This is a genomic window from Xanthomonas sp. JAI131, from assembly GCF_013410075.1.
In the GTDB taxonomy this organism is placed as follows: domain Bacteria; phylum Pseudomonadota; class Gammaproteobacteria; order Xanthomonadales; family Xanthomonadaceae; genus Xanthomonas_A; species Xanthomonas_A bonasiae.
Genome location: NZ_JACCCN010000002.1, coordinates 722,764 through 744,520 on the forward strand (window position 1 = coordinate 722,764; position 21,757 = coordinate 744,520).

At 70.1% G+C, this 21,757-nt stretch carries 17 protein-coding genes; 7 read left to right on the forward strand and 10 right to left on the reverse strand.

Annotation, left to right across the window (positions count from 1 at the left end; all coding sequences use genetic code 11):
* Positions 1-137 precede the first annotated feature (137 nt).
* The gene (locus tag HDC36_RS23310) at positions 138-1,568 is read right to left on the reverse strand and encodes a carboxylesterase family protein (RefSeq protein ID WP_343204342.1); all 1,431 of its coding nucleotides are present in this window, start codon (positions 1,566-1,568) and stop codon (positions 138-140) included.
* 71 nt (positions 1,569-1,639) lie between these two features.
* Positions 1,640-2,479, reverse strand: coding sequence for a TrmH family RNA methyltransferase (locus HDC36_RS23315; RefSeq protein ID WP_255432666.1), 840 nt, complete (start codon positions 2,477-2,479; stop codon positions 1,640-1,642).
* Between the two features lie 256 nt (positions 2,480-2,735).
* Between HDC36_RS23315 and HDC36_RS09830 the strand changes: the two genes are divergently transcribed.
* Positions 2,736-4,136, forward strand: coding sequence for a hypothetical protein (locus HDC36_RS09830; RefSeq protein WP_255432667.1), 1,401 nt, complete (start codon positions 2,736-2,738; stop codon positions 4,134-4,136).
* 84 nt (positions 4,137-4,220) lie between these two features.
* Here HDC36_RS09830 and HDC36_RS09835 read toward each other — a convergent pair whose 3' ends face one another.
* Together HDC36_RS09835 and HDC36_RS09840 are read right to left on the reverse strand one after the other, a co-directional pair.
* On the reverse strand, positions 4,221-5,738 hold the full coding sequence (locus tag HDC36_RS09835) for an alanine/glycine:cation symporter family protein (RefSeq protein ID WP_179566709.1): 1,518 nt from the start codon (positions 5,736-5,738) through the stop codon (positions 4,221-4,223).
* 87 nt (positions 5,739-5,825) lie between these two features.
* Complete coding sequence (locus tag HDC36_RS09840; protein ID WP_179566711.1) at positions 5,826-6,383, reverse strand: GNAT family protein; 558 nt, start codon at positions 6,381-6,383, stop codon at positions 5,826-5,828.
* 250 nt (positions 6,384-6,633) lie between these two features.
* Here HDC36_RS09840 and HDC36_RS09845 point away from each other — a divergent pair, with 250 nt between their 5' ends.
* A complete protein-coding gene (locus tag HDC36_RS09845) occupies positions 6,634-7,380 on the forward strand; it encodes a polysaccharide deacetylase family protein (protein ID WP_179566713.1) in 747 nt (248 codons plus the stop codon).
* The gene (locus HDC36_RS09850; RefSeq protein ID WP_179566715.1) at positions 7,377-8,498 is read left to right on the forward strand and encodes a glycosyltransferase family 4 protein; all 1,122 of its coding nucleotides are present in this window, start codon (positions 7,377-7,379) and stop codon (positions 8,496-8,498) included. Before HDC36_RS09845 ends, HDC36_RS09850 begins: the two co-directional genes overlap by 4 nt.
* A gap of 113 nt (positions 8,499-8,611) precedes the next feature.
* On the opposite strand, the gene HDC36_RS09855 is transcribed toward HDC36_RS09850, so the two are convergent.
* From HDC36_RS09855 to cysD, 3 genes are all read right to left on the reverse strand, one after another.
* Positions 8,612-9,037, reverse strand: a complete 426-nt coding sequence (locus HDC36_RS09855) for a hypothetical protein (protein ID WP_343204331.1) — start codon at positions 9,035-9,037, stop codon at positions 8,612-8,614.
* Between the two features lie 137 nt (positions 9,038-9,174).
* Positions 9,175-11,160: a sulfate adenylyltransferase subunit CysN gene (cysN, locus tag HDC36_RS09860; RefSeq protein ID WP_179566717.1), complete on the reverse strand. Its 1,986-nt coding sequence runs from the start codon at positions 11,158-11,160 to the stop codon at positions 9,175-9,177.
* Entirely contained in the window at positions 11,160-12,068 is a 909-nt protein-coding gene (gene cysD, locus HDC36_RS09865; RefSeq protein WP_179566719.1) for a sulfate adenylyltransferase subunit CysD, read from the reverse strand. Before cysD ends, cysN begins: the two co-directional genes overlap by 1 nt.
* A 207-nt stretch (positions 12,069-12,275) precedes the next feature.
* On the opposite strand from cysD, the gene HDC36_RS09870 reads away from it, so the two are divergent.
* The 3 genes from HDC36_RS09870 to HDC36_RS09880 all read left to right on the forward strand — a co-directional run bounded on the left by HDC36_RS09870 (position 12,276) and on the right by HDC36_RS09880 (position 16,738).
* Positions 12,276-14,147, forward strand: a complete 1,872-nt coding sequence (locus HDC36_RS09870) for an assimilatory sulfite reductase (NADPH) flavoprotein subunit (RefSeq protein WP_179566722.1) — start codon at positions 12,276-12,278, stop codon at positions 14,145-14,147.
* 129 nt (positions 14,148-14,276) lie between these two features.
* Positions 14,277-16,001: an assimilatory sulfite reductase (NADPH) hemoprotein subunit gene (gene cysI, locus HDC36_RS09875; RefSeq protein ID WP_179566730.1), complete on the forward strand. Its 1,725-nt coding sequence runs from the start codon at positions 14,277-14,279 to the stop codon at positions 15,999-16,001.
* Entirely contained in the window at positions 15,998-16,738 is a 741-nt protein-coding gene (locus HDC36_RS09880) for a phosphoadenylyl-sulfate reductase (RefSeq protein WP_179566732.1), read from the forward strand. Before cysI ends, HDC36_RS09880 begins: the two co-directional genes overlap by 4 nt.
* Before the next feature lie 513 nt (positions 16,739-17,251).
* Here HDC36_RS09880 and HDC36_RS09885 read toward each other — a convergent pair.
* The 3 genes from HDC36_RS09885 to HDC36_RS09895 form a co-directional block, all read right to left on the reverse strand.
* Entirely contained in the window at positions 17,252-18,739 is a 1,488-nt protein-coding gene (locus HDC36_RS09885; RefSeq protein ID WP_179566733.1) for a PepSY domain-containing protein, read from the reverse strand.
* Positions 18,739-20,799: a TonB-dependent receptor gene (locus HDC36_RS09890; RefSeq protein ID WP_255432668.1), complete on the reverse strand. Its 2,061-nt coding sequence runs from the start codon at positions 20,797-20,799 to the stop codon at positions 18,739-18,741. The genes HDC36_RS09885 and HDC36_RS09890 overlap by 1 nt, the downstream gene beginning before the upstream one ends.
* Before the next feature lie 68 nt (positions 20,800-20,867).
* Entirely contained in the window at positions 20,868-21,278 is a 411-nt protein-coding gene (locus tag HDC36_RS09895; RefSeq protein ID WP_343204332.1) for a DUF2946 family protein, read from the reverse strand.
* A 106-nt stretch (positions 21,279-21,384) separates the two neighbouring features.
* Between HDC36_RS09895 and HDC36_RS23470 the strand changes: the two genes are divergently transcribed.
* Entirely contained in the window at positions 21,385-21,747 is a 363-nt protein-coding gene (locus HDC36_RS23470; protein WP_241093872.1) for a hypothetical protein, read from the forward strand.
* The last annotated feature ends 10 nt before the right edge of the window (positions 21,748-21,757 follow it).

A 21,757-nucleotide genomic window follows, 5' to 3' on the forward strand; every position in this document is an offset into this window, starting at 1 on the left:
TCCAGTTGTGCCGCGATCCGCCTGCACCCGATCGGCACGCACCGCGATCGGGTCACGGCACGGCAACCCGCATGGCAGGACTGCGGCGGACCGCCACGACGGCACATCGCGGCGAGCAGCAGCAGCGGCAACCTCGCCTACGGCAGATCGAGCAGCGCACACACCTCACTGCGCAAACCGGTCACCGCCTGCGCGCCGTCCTGGTCGAAACGCAGCGATGCCTGGGTCGGCGCGAACGCCGGCCAGCGCGGCATGCCGGCGCCATTGGGATCGCCGCTGCGCGCGAACGCCGCCCAGTAGCGCTGCAGGTTCAGCGGCGGCTGGCCGATCGGCAGGCCCTTGAACACGAACGGCAGTTCGGCGCTGTGGGTCACCTTGCCGCCGGGCGCGGCCAGATCGAACTCGTAATGCCATACCGGCACGCCCTGCCGTGCCTGCGCCCGCGCCACCGCCAGCGCCGGGCAGCGGAAGGTCAGGTCGGTGGCCAGCTGCATCGCCGCATCGCCATAGCGCGGGTCGGGCACGGCCGTCGCATCGCGATACGGCGCCAGCACCTGCGCGGCCTGGTCCGGATAGTCGCGACGCAGGCGTGCTTCGGCACCGCCGGCACCACCGTAGGTCAGCTCCTGCGCCACGCTGCCGAGCAGCAGCGGCACCCGTTGCTGCTCGCCGGCGGCCAGCAGCGCCGCCGGTGCGCGCGGCAGCACCTGGCCATCGACGATCGCCTGCAGCCAGATGTAGCCGTCGTCGTCCAATGCCGGCACGTCGACGCCCTGCGCCGCCTTCAACAGCTGCGCGACCGGCAGCCGCCGCAACGCCGGCAGGCGCTGCGTCGCGCCGATCCCGGCACGCTGCGCGATCGCCGCGCCGAGCGCCTCGTTCTCGCCCAGGCTGCGCGGCGGCAAGCCGAAGCCGGCAGTGCCGCTCTGTTCGATCGCCGCGCGGAACAGCCCTTTCGACAGCGGCGACAGCTGCAGCAGGCCTACGTCCTGTGCGCCGGCCGATTGGCCGAAGATGGTCACCTGCGCCGGGTCGCCGCCGAAGCGGGCGATGTTGTCGCGGACCCAGCGCAGCGCCGCGATCTGGTCGAGCAAGGCGTAGTTGCCGGAGGCATGGCGTGCGGATTCGGCGCTCAGCTCGGGCAGCGACAGGAAGCCGAACACGCCCAGCCGGTATTGCACGGTGACCAGCACCACGCCCTGCTGCGCCAGCGACGACGGCAGCACGTCGGCGCCGCCGGCGACATTGGCGCCACCATGGATCCACACCATTACCGGCTGTTTCGCCGCCGGATCCAGGCGCGGCGTCTGCACTTCCACGTACAGGCAGTCTTCGCTGGAGCGCTGCGCCAGCGCAGCGTTCCAGCCGATCGCCGGCTGCGCGCAGGTCGGCGCCGGCTGGCTGGCGTCGCGCACGCCGCGCCAACGCGCAGGCGGCTGCGGCGGACGCCAGCGGTTCGCGCCGGTCGGCGGCGCGGCGAACGGGATCGCGCGGAACAGCACGCTGCCGTCGGCCTGGACCTGCCCGCGCACGCTGCCCGCGGCCAGCGTCACCTGCGTCGCAGGCACCGCGGCGGCGGGCGCCTGGCGCGCATTCGCCAGCGGCGCGAGGCCCAGCAGCAGGCACAGCAGCGCCGACTTCACCGCGCCGCTCCCGACGCCGCGACGCGGCTGCGCCAGGCGCCGAGCAGTACCGCGGTGGCCGCGGCGACATTGAGGCTTTCCACCGCGCCGCTGCCTGGGATCGACAGGCGCAGTTCGCAGGCCTGCGCGAAGTCGCGGTCCATGCCCTCGCTCTCGGCACCCATCACGTAGACCAGGCGCGGCGGCAACGCGGCGGCGAACACGTCGTCGCCGCCATCCACCAGCGTCGCCGCCAGCGCGAAGCCGGCCGCACGCAATTGCGCCAGCGCCTGTTCCGTCGGCGGCAGCCGCACCAGCGGCAGCGCCTCGGCGCCGCCTTCGGCCACGCGCGCGGCGGCGCCGGACAGGGCCAGCGTCGCGGTATCCGGCAACAGGATCGCGGCGGCGCCGAAATGCGCGGCCGAGCGCAGGATCGCGCCGAAGTTGTGCGGGTTGCCGACGCCGTCCAGCCACAACGCCAGCGCCGGGCCCGGCGCCAGTTCCTGCAGCCACGCCGCCAGCGGCAGCGGTTCGGCGCGCAGCACGTCGGCGACCACGCCCTCGTGGTGCGCGCTGGCCGCGAGCTTGTTCAGATCGGCCTCGTCCACCACCCGGTAGCCGACGCGGTTGGCCGCACACCACTTGAGCAGCGGCTGCAGCGCCGGAATCCGCGCCTCGGCCAGATACAGCTTGCGGATCGCCTCGGGCCGGCGCGCGTACACCGCGCGCACCGCGTTGAGTCCGTACAGGCGCAGCTCGCCGCGGTTGGCGTCGGCGGCGCGCGGCGCGGGCGCGGCGCGTTCGGGCGGCGCCGGCGGACGCGGGCCGCGCGGGCTCTTGCCCCAGGGATTGTTCATCGCCGCACGCTCGGCAGCGCAGCGCATGCGGCGGCAACGCGCGGGAAAGAAAGGTCATGACACATGGGCAAGGTCTCCTGGACCGCAATGGCAACGCACCGTACCGGCGCGACCCGGCGATTTTCGCTCATCCCCGCCCGCAGGTGCGGCCGGCGTCGTTCACGCGGCGGCGCCTGCGCACCTGCGCCCGGTCGGCGGGGTCCTGCGCCGGCATTTCCGCCCTCCACGGCAGAGACATCTGGCGACGGCGCATCGATTGTCTACCCAGTGCGCCGAGAAAGAGGAACAGCGGCCCGATTGCGACCGTGAAGCCGTTCGCCGTCGCTCGCCACCATGCCGCATTCGCGGCGCCAGGCGACGAATTCTCACAATCGCCCCGCTGCGGCAAGGCACATCGTCGCCGCAACCCGGCACGGCAAAGGACGGCGCTATCGACCACACCCACGACCGCGGCACCCGGCTTCGCATTGCGGGACACCATCGCCTCGATACCGACCCGACCGCTCAGCGACGGCGGATGCGGCAGCGAGCCGAGCAGGTCCCACGGCACTCCTTCCTGCCTCATCATCACAAGGCAATCCCAATGAAACCCTCTGTCCGCAGCGCACGATCGACACTGCGTCGTTGTTCCAGCACCGCATTGATGCTGCTCTCCCTGCTCTCCCTGCTCGGCATGGCCGGCGCCGCGTCGGCGGCGCCCCAGGATGGCGCGCCGGATGCCCGGCTCGCCCGGGTCGGCGCCATGAGTGCAGCGCACAAGCCGGCCGGCATCCCGGACGACTACGTCGCGACCCCGTTCGGCTACTTCGCGCCGGCGTGCGTCCGGCAAGTCCACAGCGGCAAGCGCATCCTCGCGGATGGCAGCCTGCAACACGTCGATGGCGTGCGCGAACAGGCGCAGGCCTGTACCCAGGACAACTTCACTCCCAGCGGCGCACGGGTGCGGCCCGACGGTCGCGGCATTGATGGCCAGCAGGTCCGCAGCAGCGCCGCGCTGACAGCGTCCAGAGCACGCAGCGCGGTGCCGCCACCGATTGCGCACGATTGGGTCCAGTCGGCCATCGACGTGACGGGCGCCAAGATGGGCCGCATCGTCGCGAGCTGGAAAGTACCGCAGAATCCGACCGACGTGGCGCACCAGACGGTGTACTTCTTCCCGGGCATGCAGAGCGACGATCCGACGATCCTGCAACCGGTGCTGGGCTACCGCGGCGACAGCAACACCTGGGATCTGAGCAGTTGGAACTGCTGCCAGAATGGCATGGTGTGGTCCAGCGATTTCATTCCGGCCAAAGCCGGCGACCAGATCGTGGGCGACACCTACGCCACCTGCAACAACGGCAGGCCCTGCGCGAACTGGAACGTCGATACACGCAACGTCACCACCGGCAAGAGCGTACGGCTCAGCACCACCTACGACATCAATTCGAATACGCACCTGGTGATCGGTGGCGCGCTGGAGGTGTATTCGGTGGACAGTTGCGACCAGTATCCGCCCGACGGCCGCATCACCTTCAACGCGATCGGCGTATACGACTACAAACTAGGACGCGTGCAGTCGCCGGCATGGGTTTCGTACAGCGACAGTTCCGGCCTGGACGTGCAGTGCAACTACGATGTGCAGACCACCTCCACCTCGGCGACGATCTCCTACTGATCGTGCCCTGCCCCCAAGGGCACGACACCGCTGCCGGCCACAGGCCGGCAGCGTGTCATCGCGGCACGCACCGCCGCGCGGCGATCATTCGCCGCGCGGCGCCGGCGGCAACAGGCGCTCGCGCCACAGATCGGCATTCTTGATGCCCAGCGGCAGCGGATCGAACACCGGGTCCAGGCCGGCCTTCTTCTGCCGCTCGTAGTCGCGCAGCGCCAGCAGCGCCGGCTTCTGCAGGATCAGGATGGCGATGATGTTGAGCCAGGCCATCAGGCCCACGCCGATGTCGCCCAGCGACCACGCCAGCTTGGCGTCGTGGAACGCGCCGAACACCACCATGCCGAGGATGCCCAGCCGCAGCACCAGCACGCTGAGCGGACGGCGGCGGTTGCCGTTGATGTAGCTGAGGTTGGTCTCGGCCATGTAGTAATAGGCCATGATCGTGGTGAAGGCGAAGAAGAACAGCGCCAGCGCCACGAAGCCGGCGCCCCAGCCGGGCAGGATCGCGTCCACCGCGGCCTGCGCGTAGCCCGGGCCTTCCTGCACCCCGCGCAGCCCGGCGAACAGGTGCTCGCCGCCGTCCGGCGCATACACGTTGTACTTGCCGGTGGCCAGGATCAGGAACGCGGTCGCGGTGCACACCATCATCGTGTCGAAGTAGATCGCGAAGGCCTGCACGTAGCCCTGCTTGGCCGGATGCGAGACCTCGGCGGCGGCCGCGGCGTGCGGGCCGGTGCCCTGTCCGGCCTCGTTGGCGTAGATGCCGCGCTTGACCCCCCACTCCACCGCCAGGCCCAGCAGCGCGCCGAACGCGGCATGCGCGCCGAACGCGCTGCGGAAGATGATCGAGAACATCTCCGGCACCCGCTCGGCGTTGAGCACCATCACCACCACCGCCATCAGGATGTAGCCCAGCGCCATGAACGGCACCACGATCTCGGCGAAGTTGGCGATGCGCTTGACCCCGCCGAAGATGATCACCGCCAGCAACAGCGCCACGGTCGCGCCGATCCCCAGCTTCAGCGCCTGCACCGCCGGCAACCCCATCCACAGTCCGTCGAGCGGACCGCACAGCGGGCCGCCGCGGCAGGCGTTGACCACGCTGTCGGCGATCGCATTGGCCTGCACGCCGGGCATCAGGAAACCGGTGGCGACGATGGTGGCGAACGCGAACAGCAGCGCGTACCACTTCAGCCCCATCGCCTTTTCGATGTAGTACGCCGGGCCGCCGCGGTAGCGCCCGTCGGCGTCCTTGACCTTGTAGATCTGCGCCAGGGTCGATTCGATGTACGAGGTGGAGGCGCCGAAGAAGCCCATCACCCACATCCAGAAGATCGCGCCCGGCCCGCCGAAGGCGATGGCGGTGGCCACGCCGGCGATGTTGCCGATGCCGATGCGCCCGGCCATCGACATCGCCAGCGCCTGGAACGAGGACACGCCGGCATCGGATTTCTGCCCGCCGATGGTCAACCGCAGCATCTCGACGAAACCGCGCACCTGCATGAAGCGGGTGCGGATGGTGAAGTACAGGCCGGCCGCCAGGCACATGAAGATCAGCGCCTTGCTCCAGATCAAGCCATTCAATGCAGTGATGATCGATTCCACGCAGTTCCCCGAAGCGCAAGAAGGACGCCCCGCGAACGGGACTGCCTCGATTGTGCATGAATCGGCGCTGACTGCGAAACGCAGGTCTCACTCTGGCCCGTACAAGCGGCCGAACAGATGCAGATCGTGCAGGCGTCCGTGCTTGCGCAGCGCGCCGCGGCGGATGCCTTCGCGGACGAAGCCGTTCTTCTCCAGCACCCGCGCCGAGGCCGGGTTGCTGTCCAGCACGCTGGTCTCGATGCGCAGCAGCCCGAGCGCGGGAATCGCCCAGTCCAGATAGGTGGCGACGATCCGCGTCATCCGTCCCTGGCCCCAGTAGCGGCGCCCCAGCCAATAGCCCAGTTCGGCGACATGCGCGCGCTCGCCGCGGCCAGGACGCAAGCCGATGCTGCCGCAGGCCTCGCCGTCGATCTCGATCGCCAGCACCGGGTGCGCCAGATCCACCACGCGCCCGCTCAGGAACGCCTCGCCGTCGGCACGGGTGTAGGGATGCGGAAAACGCTCGCTGAGGCCGCGCACCACCTGCGCATCGTCGGCATGGCGCAGCAGCGCGTCGAGGTCGTCGCCGCGCCAACGGCGCAGTTGCATCCCGTCGATGCCAAGGCGCAGGTCGCGCCAGGCCGTGGCGCTGGGGTCATCGGGCATCGGCGGCGCTCCTGCAGGTCGGCAGCCGAGCATAACCGGCGATTGCGCGCAGTTGCCGCATTGCCGGTCGCTGCACGGCATGCGCGCGCCGCGCAGTGCAGCGCAACGACAAGCGGGCGCAACGACGTGCCGCCGCGGTGCGTCTTGCCGCGCGCCGACGCGGTGCCGGCACGCACGACAGGCCGGCGAAAGGTTTGCGCGCGCTAATGCAGCGCGCCCCCTCCTCCGTGATCGTTACCGAGCCGTCCCGATGCATTCCGCGACCTCCCCCGCTGCGGCACGTATTCCGATCTTCATGTACCACAACATCGCGCAGGCGCCGCGGCAGCTGCAGGTATACCGCAGCCTGTACGTCGCGCCGGCGCGTTTCGCGCGGCAGATGCGCCTGCTGCAGCGGCTGGGCTACCGCGGCGTGTCCATGTCCGACGCCATGCCCTACCTGCGCGGCGAACGCCACGGCCGGATCGCGGTGGTGACCCTGGACGACGGCTACCTCGACAACCTGCATGCGGCGCTGCCAGTGCTGCAACGGCTGGGCTTCAGCGCCACGGTGTACGCGGTCAGCGGCAGCATCGGCCGCCACAACACCTGGGACGCACAGAAACTCGGCATCGAAAAGCCGCTGATGAGCCTGGCCGAGCTGCGCCAGTGGCGCGCCGGCGGCATGGAGATCGGCGCGCACACCCGCTCGCATCCGCATCTGACCGCGTGCAGCGATGCCGAGCTGCGCGAGGAAATCGGCGGCTGCAAGCGCGAGTTGGAGGATCTGCTCGGCGAGCCGGTCACCCAGTTCTGCTATCCGTACGGCGACATGGACGCGCGCGTCGCCGCGACGGTGCGCGAGGCCGGCTATGTCGCCGCGACCACCACCCGGCGCGGCCGTGCCGTGCCCGGGTCCGATCCCTGGCGCTATCCGCGCATCCAGGTGGCGCGGCATCACGTTCTGCCGCAGTTCGCGCTGCGCGCGCTGACCGGCTACGAGGATCGGCGCGCATGAAGTTCCTGTTCGTCGGCACCAATCCCGAGAACACCGGCGCGGCCACGCACTTCGTGGCGCTGGCGCAGGCGCTGGCCGGTGCCGGCCATCGCGTCGAGGTGATCGCCTGCGCAGGCGGGCTGATCGCCGAGGAGTTGCAACGCAGCGGGGTGAGCGTGCATTTCGGCCACTTCCGCAACGCGCTGGATCCGGCCGGCTACGCGCCGCTGCTGCGCCTGGCGCGGGGCCTGCAACCGGACTGGCTCGTCGGCAATTTCGGCAAGGAATACTGGCCGTTGCTGCTGGTCGGCCGCGCGCTCGGCATCCGCGTGGCGCTGTTCCGGCACCGCGCGCCGGCAATGCGCGCCTTCTCCGGCTACGCGATCCCGCGCCTGGCCTCGCGCTTCTTCGCGGTGTCGCGCTATGCGCGGCAGGCCTACCTGGACCGCGGCGTGCCGGAGGCGCTGGTGCAGGTGCTGTACAACCCGGTGAACATGGACAACCTGCGCCCGGATCCGCGGCGCGGCCGCGAGATGCGCGCCCTGCTCGGGCTGCCCGAGGACGCGATCGTGATCGGCTACAGCGGCCGCCTGCAGCACGGCAAGGGCATCTTTCCGCTGCTGGAGGCGGCGTCTGCGGCGATGGCGATCGAACCGGCGCTGCACTGCCTGTGGCTGGGCGACGGCCCCGATGCGGCGCGCCTGCACGCGCATGCCGGCGGCCAGGCCACGTCCGCCCGGCACCGCTTCGTCGGCTGGGTCAACGACGCCACGCCCTACTACAACGCGATGTCGATGCTGGCGTTTCCGTCGCTGGCGCCGGAAACCTTCGGCCGGGTCTCGGTGGAAGCGCAGGCCAGCGAAGTGCCGGTGCTCGCCAGCCGCGTCGGCGGCGTGGCCGAGACGCTGGATGCCGACGTCAGCGGCGAGCTGTTGCCGCCGGGCGACGTGCGCGCCTGGCGCGACGCGATCCTGCGCATGTGCGATGCGCAGCGCCGCCAGCGCATGGGACAGGCCGGCCGCCAGTTCGTGCAGCGCCACTTCGCCGGCGCGGTGATCGCCGCGCAGTTCGTGCAGGTGCTGCAGGCGCCGCGCCGCGCGCCGCAGCGGCTGACCCAGGCGCAACCCGGCGCGCACTGACGCCAGCCGCCGGCGACCAGCGACGCCACCGCACCGGGCCGCACGCCAGCCGCCGCACCCCGCCTTGCTAGCCGCAGCGACAGCGACGCGCCGTCGCATGCGCGCCGCATGCCTCAGCCGGCGGCGGCACCGCGGCGGCGGGTGAAATACGGGTACGCCGCGACGAATGCCAGCGCAGAAGCGGTCCCGAACAGCGTGCGCAGCGCGCCGCCGACGGTGTGCGGGATCTTCCATGCATGCAGCGCGGCGTCGTACCAGACCAGTTGCAACAGCATCAGCCCGAACAGCGCCATCGGCACCCCGAACACCAGCCAGCCGAACGCCCGCACTGCCGGCCTGGTCGTGCGCTCCTGCAGCTTGCCGACGATTTCGGTCGTGGCCAGGTGATACTGGAACGGATCGGCCGTGGAATACAGGGGCCGCTGCGCTGGCGGCGGCTCGGGCCGCACCGGCTGGTGAGTCACCTGTTCCACCGCCGTCGGCGCGACCAGCTCTGTGACATTGGTCCTGGCCAGCAAGGCCTGCATCTTCGGATCCACGCGTTCCCCCTGAACGTTGCCGCAAGGATCCGGCCCCGGGGTGTCCCTGGATCCACACCGCCTCCCTGCATGCATAGGATGCGCACCGGCGCGGCCGCCGGCAACTCCTGCTGCGCCGCCGGCGGCGGCGTCCGCGCTCAGTCGTGCGCGTCCAGCCACCCCAGCACCTGCGCCGCCAGCGCCTCGGCGTTGTCGCCGTCCGCGCGCAGGTGCAACTCCGGCTGCTCCGGCGCCTCGTACGGCGAATCGATGCCGGTGAAGTTGGGGATCTGCCCGGCGCGGGCCTTGGCGTACAGCCCCTTCACGTCGCGCGCCTCGGCCACGTGCAGCGGCACGTCGACGAAGACCTCGACGAATTCGCCCTCGGCGAAGCGCTCGCGCGCCATGCGCCGCTCGGCACGGAACGGCGAGATGAAGCTGACCAGCACGATCAGCCCGGCGTCGGCCATCAGGCGCGCCACCTCGGCGACGCGGCGGATGTTCTCCACCCGGTCCTCGTCGGTGAAGCCCAGGTCGCGGTTCAGCCCGTGCCGCACGTTGTCGCCGTCGAGGATGAAGGTGTGATAGCCGAGCGCATGCAGGCGCTTGTCGACCAGATTGGCGACGGTGGACTTGCCGGCGCCGGACAGGCCGGTAAACCACAGCACCTTCGGCGACTGTCCCTTGATCCGCGCGCGTGCGGCGCGGTCCACGTCCAGGTGCTGCCAGTGCACGTTGCCGGCGCGGCGCAGCGCGAAATCCAGCGTGCCGGCGGCGACGGTGGCGTTGCTCTGCCGGTCGATCAGGATGAAGCCGCCGAGTGCGCGGTTGCGCGCGTACGGCTCGAAGACGATCGACTCGTCCAGCGACAGGTTGCAGTAGCCGACCTCGTTCAATTCCAGGCGCTTGGCCGCCAGCCGCTCCTGCGTGTTCACGTCGATGCGGTGCTTGATCTCGCTGACGCTGGCCGACACCGTGCGCGTGCCGATCTTCAGCCAGTACGGGCGCCCCGGCAGCAGTGCGGCATCGTCCATCCACAGCACGTGCGCGGCGAACTGGTCGGCCACCTCCGGCGGGTCGTCGGCGGCGGCGATCACGTCGCCGCGGCTGATGTCGATCTCGTCGGCCAGGGTCAGCGTCACCGCCTGCCCGGCCACGGCCCGGTCCACGTCGCCAGTGCCGTCGAGCACCCGTGCGACGGTGGAGCGGCGCGCCGACGGCAGCACCACCACCGCGTCGCCCGGCCGCACCTGGCCAGCCGCGAGCGTGCCGGCGAAACCGCGGAACTGCTGGTTCGGACGGTTGACCCATTGCACCGGCAGGCGCAGGCCGCTGTCGGCGTCGCGCGCGGCCAGGTCCAGGCCTTCCAGGTATTCGAGCAAGGCCGGGCCGCCATACCAGGGCGTGCGCGCGGACCGCTGCGACAGGTTGTCGCCGTCGAGCGCCGACAGCGGGATGCAGTGCACCTGCGCGATGCCCAGTTGCGCGGCCAGCGCGCGGTAACTGGCGACGATCGCATCGAAGGTGGCCTGGTCGAAATCGACCAGGTCCATCTTGTTGACCGCCAGCACCACGTGGCGGATGCCGAGCAGCGAGACGATGTAGCTGTGGCGGCGGGTCTGGGTCAGCAGGCCCTTGCGCGCATCGACCAGCACCACCGCCACGTCGGCGGTGGAGGCGCCGGTGGCCATGTTGCGGGTGTACTGCTCGTGGCCGGGGCAATCGGCGACGATGAACTTGCGCTTGTCGGTATCGAAGTAGCGGTAGGCCACATCGATGGTGATGCCCTGCTCGCGCTCGGCGGCCAGGCCGTCGAGCAGCAGCGCGTAGTCGATCTCGCCGCCGCGGGTGCCGTGGCGCTTGCTGTCGGCGCTGAGCGCGGCGAGCTGGTCGTCGAACAGGCGCTTGCTGTCGTACAGCAGGCGCCCGATCAGCGTGCTCTTGCCGTCGTCGACGCTGCCGCAGGTGATGAAGCGCAGCAGCGGCTTGTGTTCGTGCTGCTGCAGGTAGGCGGCGACCGCGTCGCCGCCGGGATTCGGGATTCGGGATTCGGGATTCGCAACAGCGTCCCCACCCCTTCCTGCGTCCACGGCGGAAGACTGCCTTTCCGAATCCCCAATCCCGAATCCCGAATCCCGGCTCATCAGAAATACCCTTCCAACTTCTTCTTCTCCATCGACGCGCCCGGATCCTGATCGATCACCCGCCCCTGCCGCTCCGAGGTGGTGGTCAGCAGCATCTCGGCAATGATCTTTTCCAGCGTGTCGGCCTGCGACTCGACCGCACCGGTCAGCGGATAGCAGCCCAGGGTACGGAACCGCACCTGTCGCCGCTGCGGCACTTCGCCGTCGCGCAGCGGCAGCCGCGCGTCGTCCACCAGGATCAGCGCGCCGTCGCGCTCCACCACCGGGCGTTCGGCGGCGAAATACAGCGGCACCACCGGAATCGCTTCGCGGTAGATGTACAGCCAGATATCCAGCTCGGTCCAGTTGGACAGCGGGAACACGCGCACGCTCTCGCCGGCATGGACCCGGGCGTTGTACAGATTCCACAGCTCGGGGCGCTGGTTCTTCGGGTCCCAGCGATGCTTGTCGTTGCGGAACGAGAACACCCGCTCCTTGGCCCGCGCCTTCTCCTCGTCGCGGCGCGCGCCGCCGATCGCCGCGTCGAACCGGCCCTGGTCCAGCGCCTGCTTCAGGCCCTGGGTCTTCATCACGTCGGTATGCACGGTCGCGCCGTGCGTGAACGGGCCGATGTCCTGGGCGATGCCGTCGGGATTGATGTGCACGCGCAGGTCCACCCCGGTTTCGGCGGCGCGGCGGTCGCGGAACGCGATCATCTCGCGGAACTTCCAGCGCGTGTCCACGTGCAGCAGGGGGATCGGCGGCGGCGCCGGCGCAAAGGCCTTCAGCAGCAGGTGCAGCAGCACCGAGCTGTCCTTGCCGACCGAATACAGCAGCACCGGATTGCGGAACTCGGCGGCCACCTCGCGCAGGATGTGGATGCTTTCGGCCTCGAGCCGGTCGAGGTGGGACAGGGCGGAAGAACGCATCGGGGACAACGCAAGGCTCGTTGGGAAGGGGTACGTACAGAGGGTAGCAGCGGCCGCGGCGCCTGGGGCGACCGGGGCCGGCAGTGTGTGATGGGTCTGGCAGGCACTGAAATAAGCGGGGGGCATAAGCCGATAACCCCTGCTCCTTTCTGCCCCGCGCAACGAATCCCTAACATCGGTCATCCCTTCTTCCCACCCGGACCGGCCATGACCGCCGCCTCGCCCGCGTTGCCGCCCAGCCCCTTGCCCGACGAGCGCAAGGCGCTGCTGGCGCGGACGGTGGAGGGGCTGGATGCGGCCAGCCTGTGGTGGCTGTCCGGCTATGCCGCCGGCCTGGCCCAGGGCCAGGGCCATGCGCCGCCCTCGCTGGCGGTGTTGCCGGGCGGCGCCGCGACCAGCCAGGCCGCGCAGCGGCTGAGCATTGTCTACGGCAGCCAGACCGGCAACGCCCGCCGCGCCGCCGAGCAACTGGCGGCCGACGCCGAGGCCGCCGGGCTGACCGTCCGCCTGCTGCGTGCCGACGCCTACCCGACCCGCGAACTGGCCAGCGAGCGCCTGCTGTACGTGGTCATCAGCACCCAGGGCGAAGGCGATCCGCCGGACGACGCGATCGGCCTGGTCGAATTCCTGCAGGGCCGCCGCGCGCCCAAGCTGCCGGAACTGAAGTACGCGGTGCTCGGCCTGGGCGATTCCAGCTACGCCGACTTCTGCGGCATCGGCAAGCGCATCGATGCGCGCCTGGCCGAACTCGGCGCGCAGCGGCTGCTGCCACTGGGCGAGGCCGACCTGGACATCGACACCGTGGCGACCCCGTGGCGCGCGCAGGCGCTGACGCAGGCGCGCGAGCTGCTGAAGAGCGCGGCCGCGCCGTCGGCGACGGTGACCCCGCTGCGCAGCAGCGCCGCGGCGGCATGGAACCACGAGCGCCCGTTCGCCGCCGAGGTGCTGGCCAACCAGCGCATCAGCGGCCGCGATTTCAAGGGTCCGCGCTATGCCGCGCATGGCCAGGCCGACAAGGACGTGCGCCACCTGGAACTGTCGCTGGCCGGCAGCGGCCTGCACTACGAACCCGGCGACGCGCTGGGCATCCGCCACCGCAATCCGCCGGCGCTGGTCGAGGCCATTTTGACGGCGACGCGACTCGACGGTCATGCCGACGTCACCGTCGATGCGCAGACTCTTCCCCTGCACGAGTGGCTCGCCGCGCATCGCGAACTGACCCGGGCCTCGCGGCCGTTCCTGGCCGCGGTCGCCCGCCGCTCAGCCGCCCCGGCGCTGGAGCAGTTGCTCGACCATACCCAGACCGCCGGTCTGGCGGCGTTGCTGGCCGATCACCAGGTGATCGACGTGCTGCGACGCTGGCCGGCGGATTGGGACCACAGCGCACTGCTGGAGGCGCTGCGGCCCCTGGCCCCGCGCCTGTATTCGATCGCCTCCAGCCGCAAGCGGGTCGGCGATGAAGTCCACCTTGCCGTCGACGTGCTGGCCTACCAGGCGCACGGCCACGCCCATGGCGGCGCGGCCAGCGGCTTTCTGGCCGCCCTGGCCGAAGGCGACAGCGCCCCGGTCTACATCGAACCCAACGAACGCTTCCGGGTGCCGGCCGACGCCAGCCGCGACATCCTGATGATCGGTCCCGGCACCGGCGTGGCGCCGTTCCGCGGCTTCGTGCAGGAACGCGCCGAAAGCGGCGCCGGCGGCCGCAACTGGCTGTTCTTCGGTGCCCGTCACTTCAACCAGGACTTCCTGTACCAGGCCGAGTGGCAGCAGGCGCTGCGCAGCGGCGAACTGCAGCGCCTGGACCTGGCGTTCTCGCGCGACGTGCAGCCGCTGCGCGACGGCAACGTGCCGGACAAGGTGTACGTGCAGCAGCGCCTGCGCGAACACGGCCGCGACGTCTACGACTGGCTGCAGAACGGGGCGCACCTGTACGTGTGCGGCGCGATCGGCATGGGCAAGGACGTCCACGCCACGCTGCAGCAGATCGTGATCGAGCACGGCGCGCGCAGCGCCGAGGATGCAGCAGCCTATCTCACGGCGCTGCAGCGGGAGGGGCGGTATGCGCGCGATGTGTATTGAGGCTGGGATTGGGGAGTCGGGATTGGGGATTCGCAAGAGCGCATTTCTGGAGTGTTGCGATCCTTTGCTGTGCTCACCCGTCGGTCCGCTTTACCAATCCCGAATCCCAAATCACGAATCCCTGCTGCCATGAGCCACTCCGTCGAAGACATCAAAGCCGAAAGCCGCCGCCTGCGCGGGTCGCTGCTGCAGAGCCTGGCCGATCCGGTCACCGGGGCGCTGCGCGAGGACGATCAGACGCTGATCAAGTACCACGGCAGCTACCAGCAGGACGATCGCGACCTGCGCGACGAGCGGCGCCGGCAGAAGCTCGAACCGGCCTACCAGTTCATGATCCGCACGCGCACGCCGGGCGGGGTGATCACCCCGGAGCAGTGGCGCAAGCTCGACGCCATCGCCACCACCTACGGCAACCACTCGCTGCGCATCACCACGCGCCAGGCGTTCCAGTTCCATGGGGTGATCAAGCGCGAGCTGAAGGCGACGATGCAGGCGATCAACGCCGCGCTGATCGATACCCTGGCCGCCTGCGGCGACGTCAACCGCAACGTGCAGGTCGCCGCCAACCCGCTGGCCTCGCGCGCGCACGCCACGCTGTACGCCGATGCGGCGCGCGCGTCCGAACACCTGCTGCCCAATACCCGCGCCTACTACGAGATCTGGCTGGACGAAGAGCAGATCGTCGGCAGCGGCCAGGAACAGGAGCCGATCTACGGCGACACCTACCTGCCGCGCAAGTTCAAGATCGGCTTCGCGCTGCCGCCGATCAACGACGTGGACGTGTTCGCCAACGACCTGGGCTTCATCGGCGTGCTCGGCGCGGACGGCGAACTGGCCGGCTACAACGTCAGCATCGGCGGCGGCATGGGCGCCACCCATGGCGACGCCGAGACCTATCCGCGCGTGGCCAACGTGATCGGCTTCATCGCGCGCGACCAGCTGCTCGATGTCGCCACCGCCGTGGTCACCACCCAGCGCGATCTCGGCAACCGCACCGTGCGCAAGCGCGCGCGCTTCAAGTACACCATCGACGACCACGGCCTGGATGTGGTCGTCGCCGAGATCCAGCGCCGCGCCGGCATCGCGCTGCAGCCGACCCGCGCGTTCGCGTTCGAGCACAACGGCGACCGCTACGGCTGGAGCGAAGGCGAGGATGGCCGTGCGCACCTGACCCTGTCGCTGCCGGCCGGGCGCATCGCCGACCATGACGGCGGCGCGCGCCATCTCAGCGGCCTGCGCGAGATCGCCGAACTGCTGCAGCGCGACGGCGATGGCGCGCATTTCCGCATGACCTCCAACCAGAACCTGGTCATCGCCGGCATCCCGGCCGCGCAGCGCGAGGCGATCGACACCCTGGTGCGCGCGCATGCGCTGGACGCCGGCAACCAGGCGCGCACCGCGCTGGCGCGCGCGGCGATGGCCTGCGTGGCGCTGCCGACCTGCGGCCTGGCGATGGCCGAGGCCGAGCGCTACCTGCCCGACTTCGCCGGCAAGCTGGAGCCGTTGCTGGACCGGCACGGGCTGCGCGAGGCGCCGATCCTGCTGCGCATCTCAGGTTGCCCGAACGGTTGCTCGCGGCCGTATCTGGCCGAGATCGCGCTGGTCGGCAAGGCCCCCGGCCGCTACAACCTGATGCTCGGCGCCGATCATCGCGGCCAGCGCCTGAACACGCTGTACCGCGAAAACATCGGCGAGCCGGAGATCCTCGACGCGCTGGATCCGCTGTTCGCGCGTTACGCCAACGAACGCGACGCCGACGAGGGCTTCGGCGATTTCCTGCACCGCAGCGGCCTGGTCGCGCTGCCTGCCTACCCCACCCACCGCCATCTCATTCCTTCGGAACTGCACGCATGAGCGCCCTGCCCGCCTCCGCCCACCACGATTCCGCCAACGCGCCGGCGACGGCATGGGACCTCGACGCGGTCAACGCGTTGCTGGCGCCGATGACCGCCGTGCAGCGCGTGGCCTGGGCGCTCGAACACGGCCCGGCCGAGGCCGCGCTGTCGTCGAGCTTCGGCGCGCAGTCGGCGGCGACGCTGCACCTGCTGACCCAGCAGTTGCCGGACATCCCGGTGATCCTGATCGATACCGGCTACCTGTTCGCCGAAACCTACCGCTTCGCCGACGCGCTCACCGACAGGCTCAAGCTCAACCTCAAGGTGTACCGGCCGCTGGTCAGTCGCGCCTGGATGGAAGCGCGCCATGGCCGCCTGTGGGAACAGGGCATGGTCGGCATCGAGCAGTACAACAACCTGCGCAAGGTCGAGCCGATGCGCCGCGCGCTGGACGAACTGAAGGTCGGCACCTGGTTCACCGGCCTGCGCCGCAGCCAGTCCGACAGCCGCGCGCAGACCCCGTTCGTGCAGAAGCGCGGCGAGCGCTACAAGATCAACCCGATCGCCGACTGGAGCGACCGCGACCTGTGGCAGTACATGCAGCAGCACGGCCTGCCGTACCATCCGCTGTGGGAAGAAGGCTACGTGTCGATCGGCGACTTCCACACCACCCGCCGCTGGGAACCGGGCATGCGCGAGGAAGACACCCGCTTCTTCGGCCTCAAGCGCGAGTGCGGCATCCACGAGGACATCTGAGGCGAACTTGTCGCAGGCCCTCTGCGAGCCCGCGCCCGCCTTTTCTGTGGAAGCGACTTCGGTCGCGACAAACGCAGCAATGAACCTTCCGGCTTCGGGTACGGTCGGGACTGAAGTCCCTCCTGCAGCGCACCCAGCAGACACCTCGCGCAGCCCCTGTAGGAGCGGCTTCAGCTGCGACGAACGAAGCCGTGAACCTTCCGGCTTCGGATACGGTCGGGATTGAAGTCCCTCCTACAGCGCACCCAGCAGACACCTCGCGTAGCCCCTCCTGTAGGAGCGGCTTCAGCCGCGACAAACGCAGCGGCGAACCTCCCGACTTCGGACGCCGTCGGGACTGAAGTCCCTCCCACCGGCACCCGGTGAGCCGACCGCGAGCCCCTTGTGGGAGCGACTTCAGTCGCGACGAACGGAACGGGGACTCTTCCTGATTCCGGTCCCATCAGGACCGAGGTGCTCCCACAGTGCACCCAGCGAGGTGGCCGCGAACCTCCCATGCCAGACAGCACCGCCTCACTCCCGCCGCAACACCCACCACCAATCCAGCGCCAGCATCAGCAACAGCGACACCCCGACCAGCGGGAACAGCACGCCGCCGATCGCCAGCAGCACGAGCACGCCGCGCAAGGTGCACCGGTCCGCCGGCAGCGGCGGCACGCCCAATCCGCCGGCCGGGCGCCGCTTCCACCACATCAGCGCGGCGCTGACGCACAACAGCAGGATGCCGATGCACGAGGCGATCAGCAGCAGCTGATTGAACGTGCCGTACTGCTGCCCCAGGTGCACGTTGATGCCCCATTCCAAGGCCTTCGCCATGGGCCCGTAATCGGCGTAGCGCATGTCCAGCAGCACCTTGCCGCTGTACTGGTCGAGGTGGATCACCCGCTGCTGCGCAAGATCCGGCGGATACACCGACGCGGTGTAGACACCGCGCACGCCGCGCGGCAGCGCCACGCTGTAGCCGGCAGCGATACCGCGCGCCTGGAACCGCGCCACCGCCGCGTCCAGGCCGATCGCGCCGGGCGCCGGCGCCATCGCCTCCATGGCGTTCATCGCCATGCCGCCATGCGCGGCATGCTCCGCATGCGCATCGTTGCCGTCGTCCGCCACGCTCGAGGCCGAAGCCGCAGCCGCATTCGCCGCCGCGGGCATCGGCATCGGCATCGGCATCGCTGCAGTCTGCGGCAGCTGCGACTGCGGCAACCGCGCCTGGCGCAGCGACCAGGCCGGCACCTCTGCGTCGCTCAGGCGTTGCGTGGACATCGGCACGTCCACGCGCAGGCCAGCCGGATAGCCATAGTGGTGGCCATTGGCGAGACGGTTGACCTGCGCGCCCCAGAACCATGACCACGGCATCCCGGTCAGCGCCAGGAACAGCAGCATCGCGCCGACCACGCTGCCGGTCAGCGCATGCGTATCGCGCCAGAACACGCGTTGCGGCGGCCGTCCGCGCACCGTCGTGACGCCGCCGCGGCGGCCGCGCGGCCACCACAGGTAGACGCCAGTCAGCACCAGCAGGATCGCCCAGCCCGCGGCCACTTCGATCAGTGCGCTGGCCCACGGCCCGACCAGCGCGAGACTGTGCAGGCGCCGGATCGTCCACGCCACCGTGCCGTGCTCGGGCAAGCTGCCCAGCACGCGCGATCGATACGGATCCACGTACACCACCACGCGGCGGGCATCGGCGGTCCCCACGGTCACTTCCGCCGACGCGTCGCGCCGCAGCGGCGTGGTGTAGCGCAATGCCTGCCCAGGCTGCGCCGCCAGCGCCACCTCAAGCAGGCGCTGCGGCGCGACGGCCCGTGCCTGCGCCGGCACCTGCACCGTCTTCAGCGCACGGTGGAAGTAGCCATCGATCGGCTGCTGGTAGACGAAGGCGGCACCGGTCAGCGCCAGCCACGCCAGCAATGGCAGCACCAGCAGGCCGGCGTAGAAATGCCAGCGCCACACGGCGCGGTAGAAGCGCGCCGGCGGCACTGCCGTCGGGTTCGGCATCGCCATCACCATCCCCAACTGAGGCTGGCGTACAAGGCGCGGCCGTCGCCCGGCGAGTAGCCGGACGAGCCGCTGTCGTACCAGGCGTAGACGTAGTGGCGATCGGTCAGGTTCTTCAGCTGCAGCGACAGCTCGCGCTGCGCGCGCCATGCCCACGTCGCGCCGACATTGGCCAGCGCGTAGCCGCCGTAGCGGCCCAGCGTATTGCTGCGTTCCAGGTAGTAGTCGCCTTGCGCATTGCCCCAGGCCGACAGCTTCAGCCGCGGCGTGGCCTGCCAGTCGATGCCGGCGGTGGCCAGGTAGTGCGGCACGTTCTCGATCTCCTTGCCGCGCGTGGCCGGCGCGCTCGGATCGGGCGTGACGATCAGCGCGCGCTGCCGCGAATACGCCAGCCACAGCGTCCAGCGCTCGTCAGGACGCAGGGTCAGCTGCGCATCCCAACCGCGGCGCAAGGTCTTGCCGACGTTGCCGACCTCGCCGGTGCCGACCGTGCCATCGACGCCGAGGATGGTCGCCACCTCGTCGGACGCGCGCTGCTCCCAATAGGCGATGCGCGCGTCCAGCCGCTTGGCGTCGGCGAACTTCAGGCCGGCTTCCCAGCCGTCGTTGTACGACGGGGCCAGGTTGCCGGGCTGGCTGCGGTAGGCGCCGTTGCCGCTGCCGATCTGGAAGGTGCGGCCCAGGTTGGCATAGGCGCTGGTCTGCGCGGTCAGCGCGAACACGGCGCTGAGCTTGGGCTGATTGATCGCGCCGTAGGCGTAGGCCGGGTAGCGCGCACCACCGAGCCGGTCGCGGAAGCTGCCGTCGACCCAGTCCACGCGGTAGGCCGGCACCAGTTGCAAACGCTCGAACGGGCGGATCACCGCCTGCACATAGACCCCGCGCGTGTCCAGATCGAAATCCCAGTCGCGCAGCGGCGCGGTGCGCACCCGCGCCACGGTGCGATAGCGTTGCGAGGTGTTGTCCTGCCATTGCCCGTCGACGCCGCCTTCCAGCGCGAACGACGTCGCCCAGTCCACTTCGGGACGCCAGCTGGCCTTGGCCAGGAAACCGCGCTGGGTCTCGTCGGTATCGCGCTCCTGCTGCGCGCCGGCGGCGGTGAAGCGCACCCAGCGCTGGTTCTGGTAGCGATTCCAGTACAGCGTGGCGCTGCCCTGCACGGCATCGGCCAGTTGCGCATCCAGGTGCAGGCTCACCTGCCCGGTCTGGCGTTCGCTGCGGTCGTCGCGCGCATAGTCGGGCGAGCTGCGCGGTGCGCGTTGTGCGCTGGCGTAATCCAGATAGCCCGCTTCCAGCGCGTCGTTGCGGTAGTAGCGCGCACTGAGTCCGGCCCGCCAGGCCGCGTCCGGCGCGGTGTAGAACCACTTGCCGGCGAAGGCCCGCTTGCGTGCGTCGGCATGGTCGCGGTAGCCGTCGCTGTCGCGCCAGGCGGCGAAATAGTTCTGGCTCCAGCCGCCGCGTTCGATGCCCTGGCTGGCCTGCACCTCGCGCGTGCCGAAGCTGCCGGCGGTGACGCTGGCGCGGCCGTCGTTGCCGCCGCTGCGGGTCAGCACATCGACGCTGCCGGTGATGGCGTTCAAGCCGTAGCGCGGATCGTTGGTGCCGCGCACGATCTCGATCGCGGCGATGTCCAGCGGAAACACCGCATCCAGGTACGGCATGCCGCCGGCGTTGTCGTTGCTGGGAACGCCGTCGATCAGCAGCTTGACCGCGTTGACCCGGCCTTCGCCGTTGAAGCCGCGGAACGAGAAACGGCCGGCGTCGGTGCCCATCTTGAACTGAGTGACCTGCACCCCGGGCGCGCGCATCAGCAGCTCCCAGCTGTAGTCCACATGCTGGTCCTGCAGCAGGTCGCCGCCGAGGATGTCCACGGAACTGAGAACGCTGCGCGCGGTCGGCAAGGACAGCGGATCGGCCCGGACCTGGACCTTGCCCAGGGTCAATGCGGAATCGCCGGCGGGCGGTTGCACGCCGCCGTCGCCGGCATGCGTCGGCAGGGAGACGCTGGCCGCGAGACAGGCGCAGCCGTACGCCGCCAGGCGCGGCACGGAAAAGAAACGGATCATCGATGGCTCCATCAGCACGAAGACGCGCCGCGGCGACGCCACGGCACGAAAGAACAGCCGTTCGTGTTTCAGGAGTACAGCGGAGGCCCGCGTGCGGCGTGAGCGCGCCAGATGCCCGTGTCCACCACCGGCGCGCGCGGCGCGGCCAGCGGCGCGCGCTGGCGCAACCACGGCAACACCAGCAACAGCAACGCCAGCAAGGGCAGCAGGCGCGCGGCCAGCAGGCAGTAATCGCACGCCTGCTCGTGCGCCATGCCGCCGTCGTCATGGACGCCGGCGTGTACAGGCGACGACGCCGCAGGCAACGCAAGCACCGATTGCAGGCCGCGGCTGGTGCACAGCGCCTCCGCCGCGGCAGCGGCCCAGTCGCCGGACCGCGCCTGCTGCCAACGGCTCAGCAACGGTGCAGCCAGCATCAGCGCGATCGCCAGCAGGGCGAGCGTTCCCCAAAGCGACGTTGGCTGGCGGCGACGGATCACCGCCGCAGTCTAGGGCCTGTTGCCCGGCTCGCGGAAGGCCCTGCGACAGCTTGACGCATGTGCGGCAAGGCGGGACGCGCGGTATGCATGCCGCCGGGCGACCGCAGTGACCCAGCCCCCACTTCGGCGACAGGAATCGCTTACAGCGTGGCGCGGTGCTCAAGCCCTGTCGGGCCGTGTCGATACCTGCACCGAAGCCACGCCTGTGCGTCGGCCATTCGAAGACTTCATCCGTGGAGGGACGAAGATGATTCCGAGTAAAAGCCATCCCAAGTGGGTTCCGCTGCTCCGCGGCGATACCAAGCTGCAGTTCAAGGTATTCGCCGGGAACATGATGCTGAGCCAGTGCGCGCGCAAGTTGAAAAGCGATGCGTCGCCGCAGACCGTACAGGCCTGCATCGACGAGGCGCACGCGTTCTTCAGCAAATACGAAAATCTCTACAAGGCCGAGCTGCAGGCCCACTTCTGAGGAGAAGCGA

What these genes read in the sequence shown, in the direction of transcription:
- HDC36_RS23315 (WP_255432666.1), bottom strand. Translation starts at nt 2,479, where the DNA reads ATGAACAATCCCTGGGGCAAGAGCCCGCGCGGCCCGCGTCCGCCGGCG.
- HDC36_RS09840 (WP_179566711.1), bottom strand. Translation starts at nt 6,383, where the DNA reads ATGCCCGATGACCCCAGCGCCACGGCCTGGCGCGACCTGCGCCTTGGC.
- HDC36_RS09845 (WP_179566713.1), top strand. Translation starts at nt 6,634, where the DNA reads ATGCATTCCGCGACCTCCCCCGCTGCGGCACGTATTCCGATCTTCATG.
- HDC36_RS09850 (WP_179566715.1), top strand. Translation starts at nt 7,377, where the DNA reads ATGAAGTTCCTGTTCGTCGGCACCAATCCCGAGAACACCGGCGCGGCC.
- cysN (WP_179566717.1), bottom strand. Translation starts at nt 11,160, where the DNA reads ATGAGCCGGGATTCGGGATTCGGGATTGGGGATTCGGAAAGGCAGTCT.
- cysD (WP_179566719.1), bottom strand. Translation starts at nt 12,068, where the DNA reads ATGCGTTCTTCCGCCCTGTCCCACCTCGACCGGCTCGAGGCCGAAAGC.
- HDC36_RS09870 (WP_179566722.1), top strand. Translation starts at nt 12,276, where the DNA reads ATGACCGCCGCCTCGCCCGCGTTGCCGCCCAGCCCCTTGCCCGACGAG.
- cysI (WP_179566730.1), top strand. Translation starts at nt 14,277, where the DNA reads ATGAGCCACTCCGTCGAAGACATCAAAGCCGAAAGCCGCCGCCTGCGC.
- HDC36_RS09880 (WP_179566732.1), top strand. Translation starts at nt 15,998, where the DNA reads ATGAGCGCCCTGCCCGCCTCCGCCCACCACGATTCCGCCAACGCGCCG.
- HDC36_RS09885 (WP_179566733.1), bottom strand. Translation starts at nt 18,739, where the DNA reads ATGGCGATGCCGAACCCGACGGCAGTGCCGCCGGCGCGCTTCTACCGC.
- HDC36_RS09890 (WP_255432668.1), bottom strand. Translation starts at nt 20,799, where the DNA reads ATGATCCGTTTCTTTTCCGTGCCGCGCCTGGCGGCGTACGGCTGCGCC.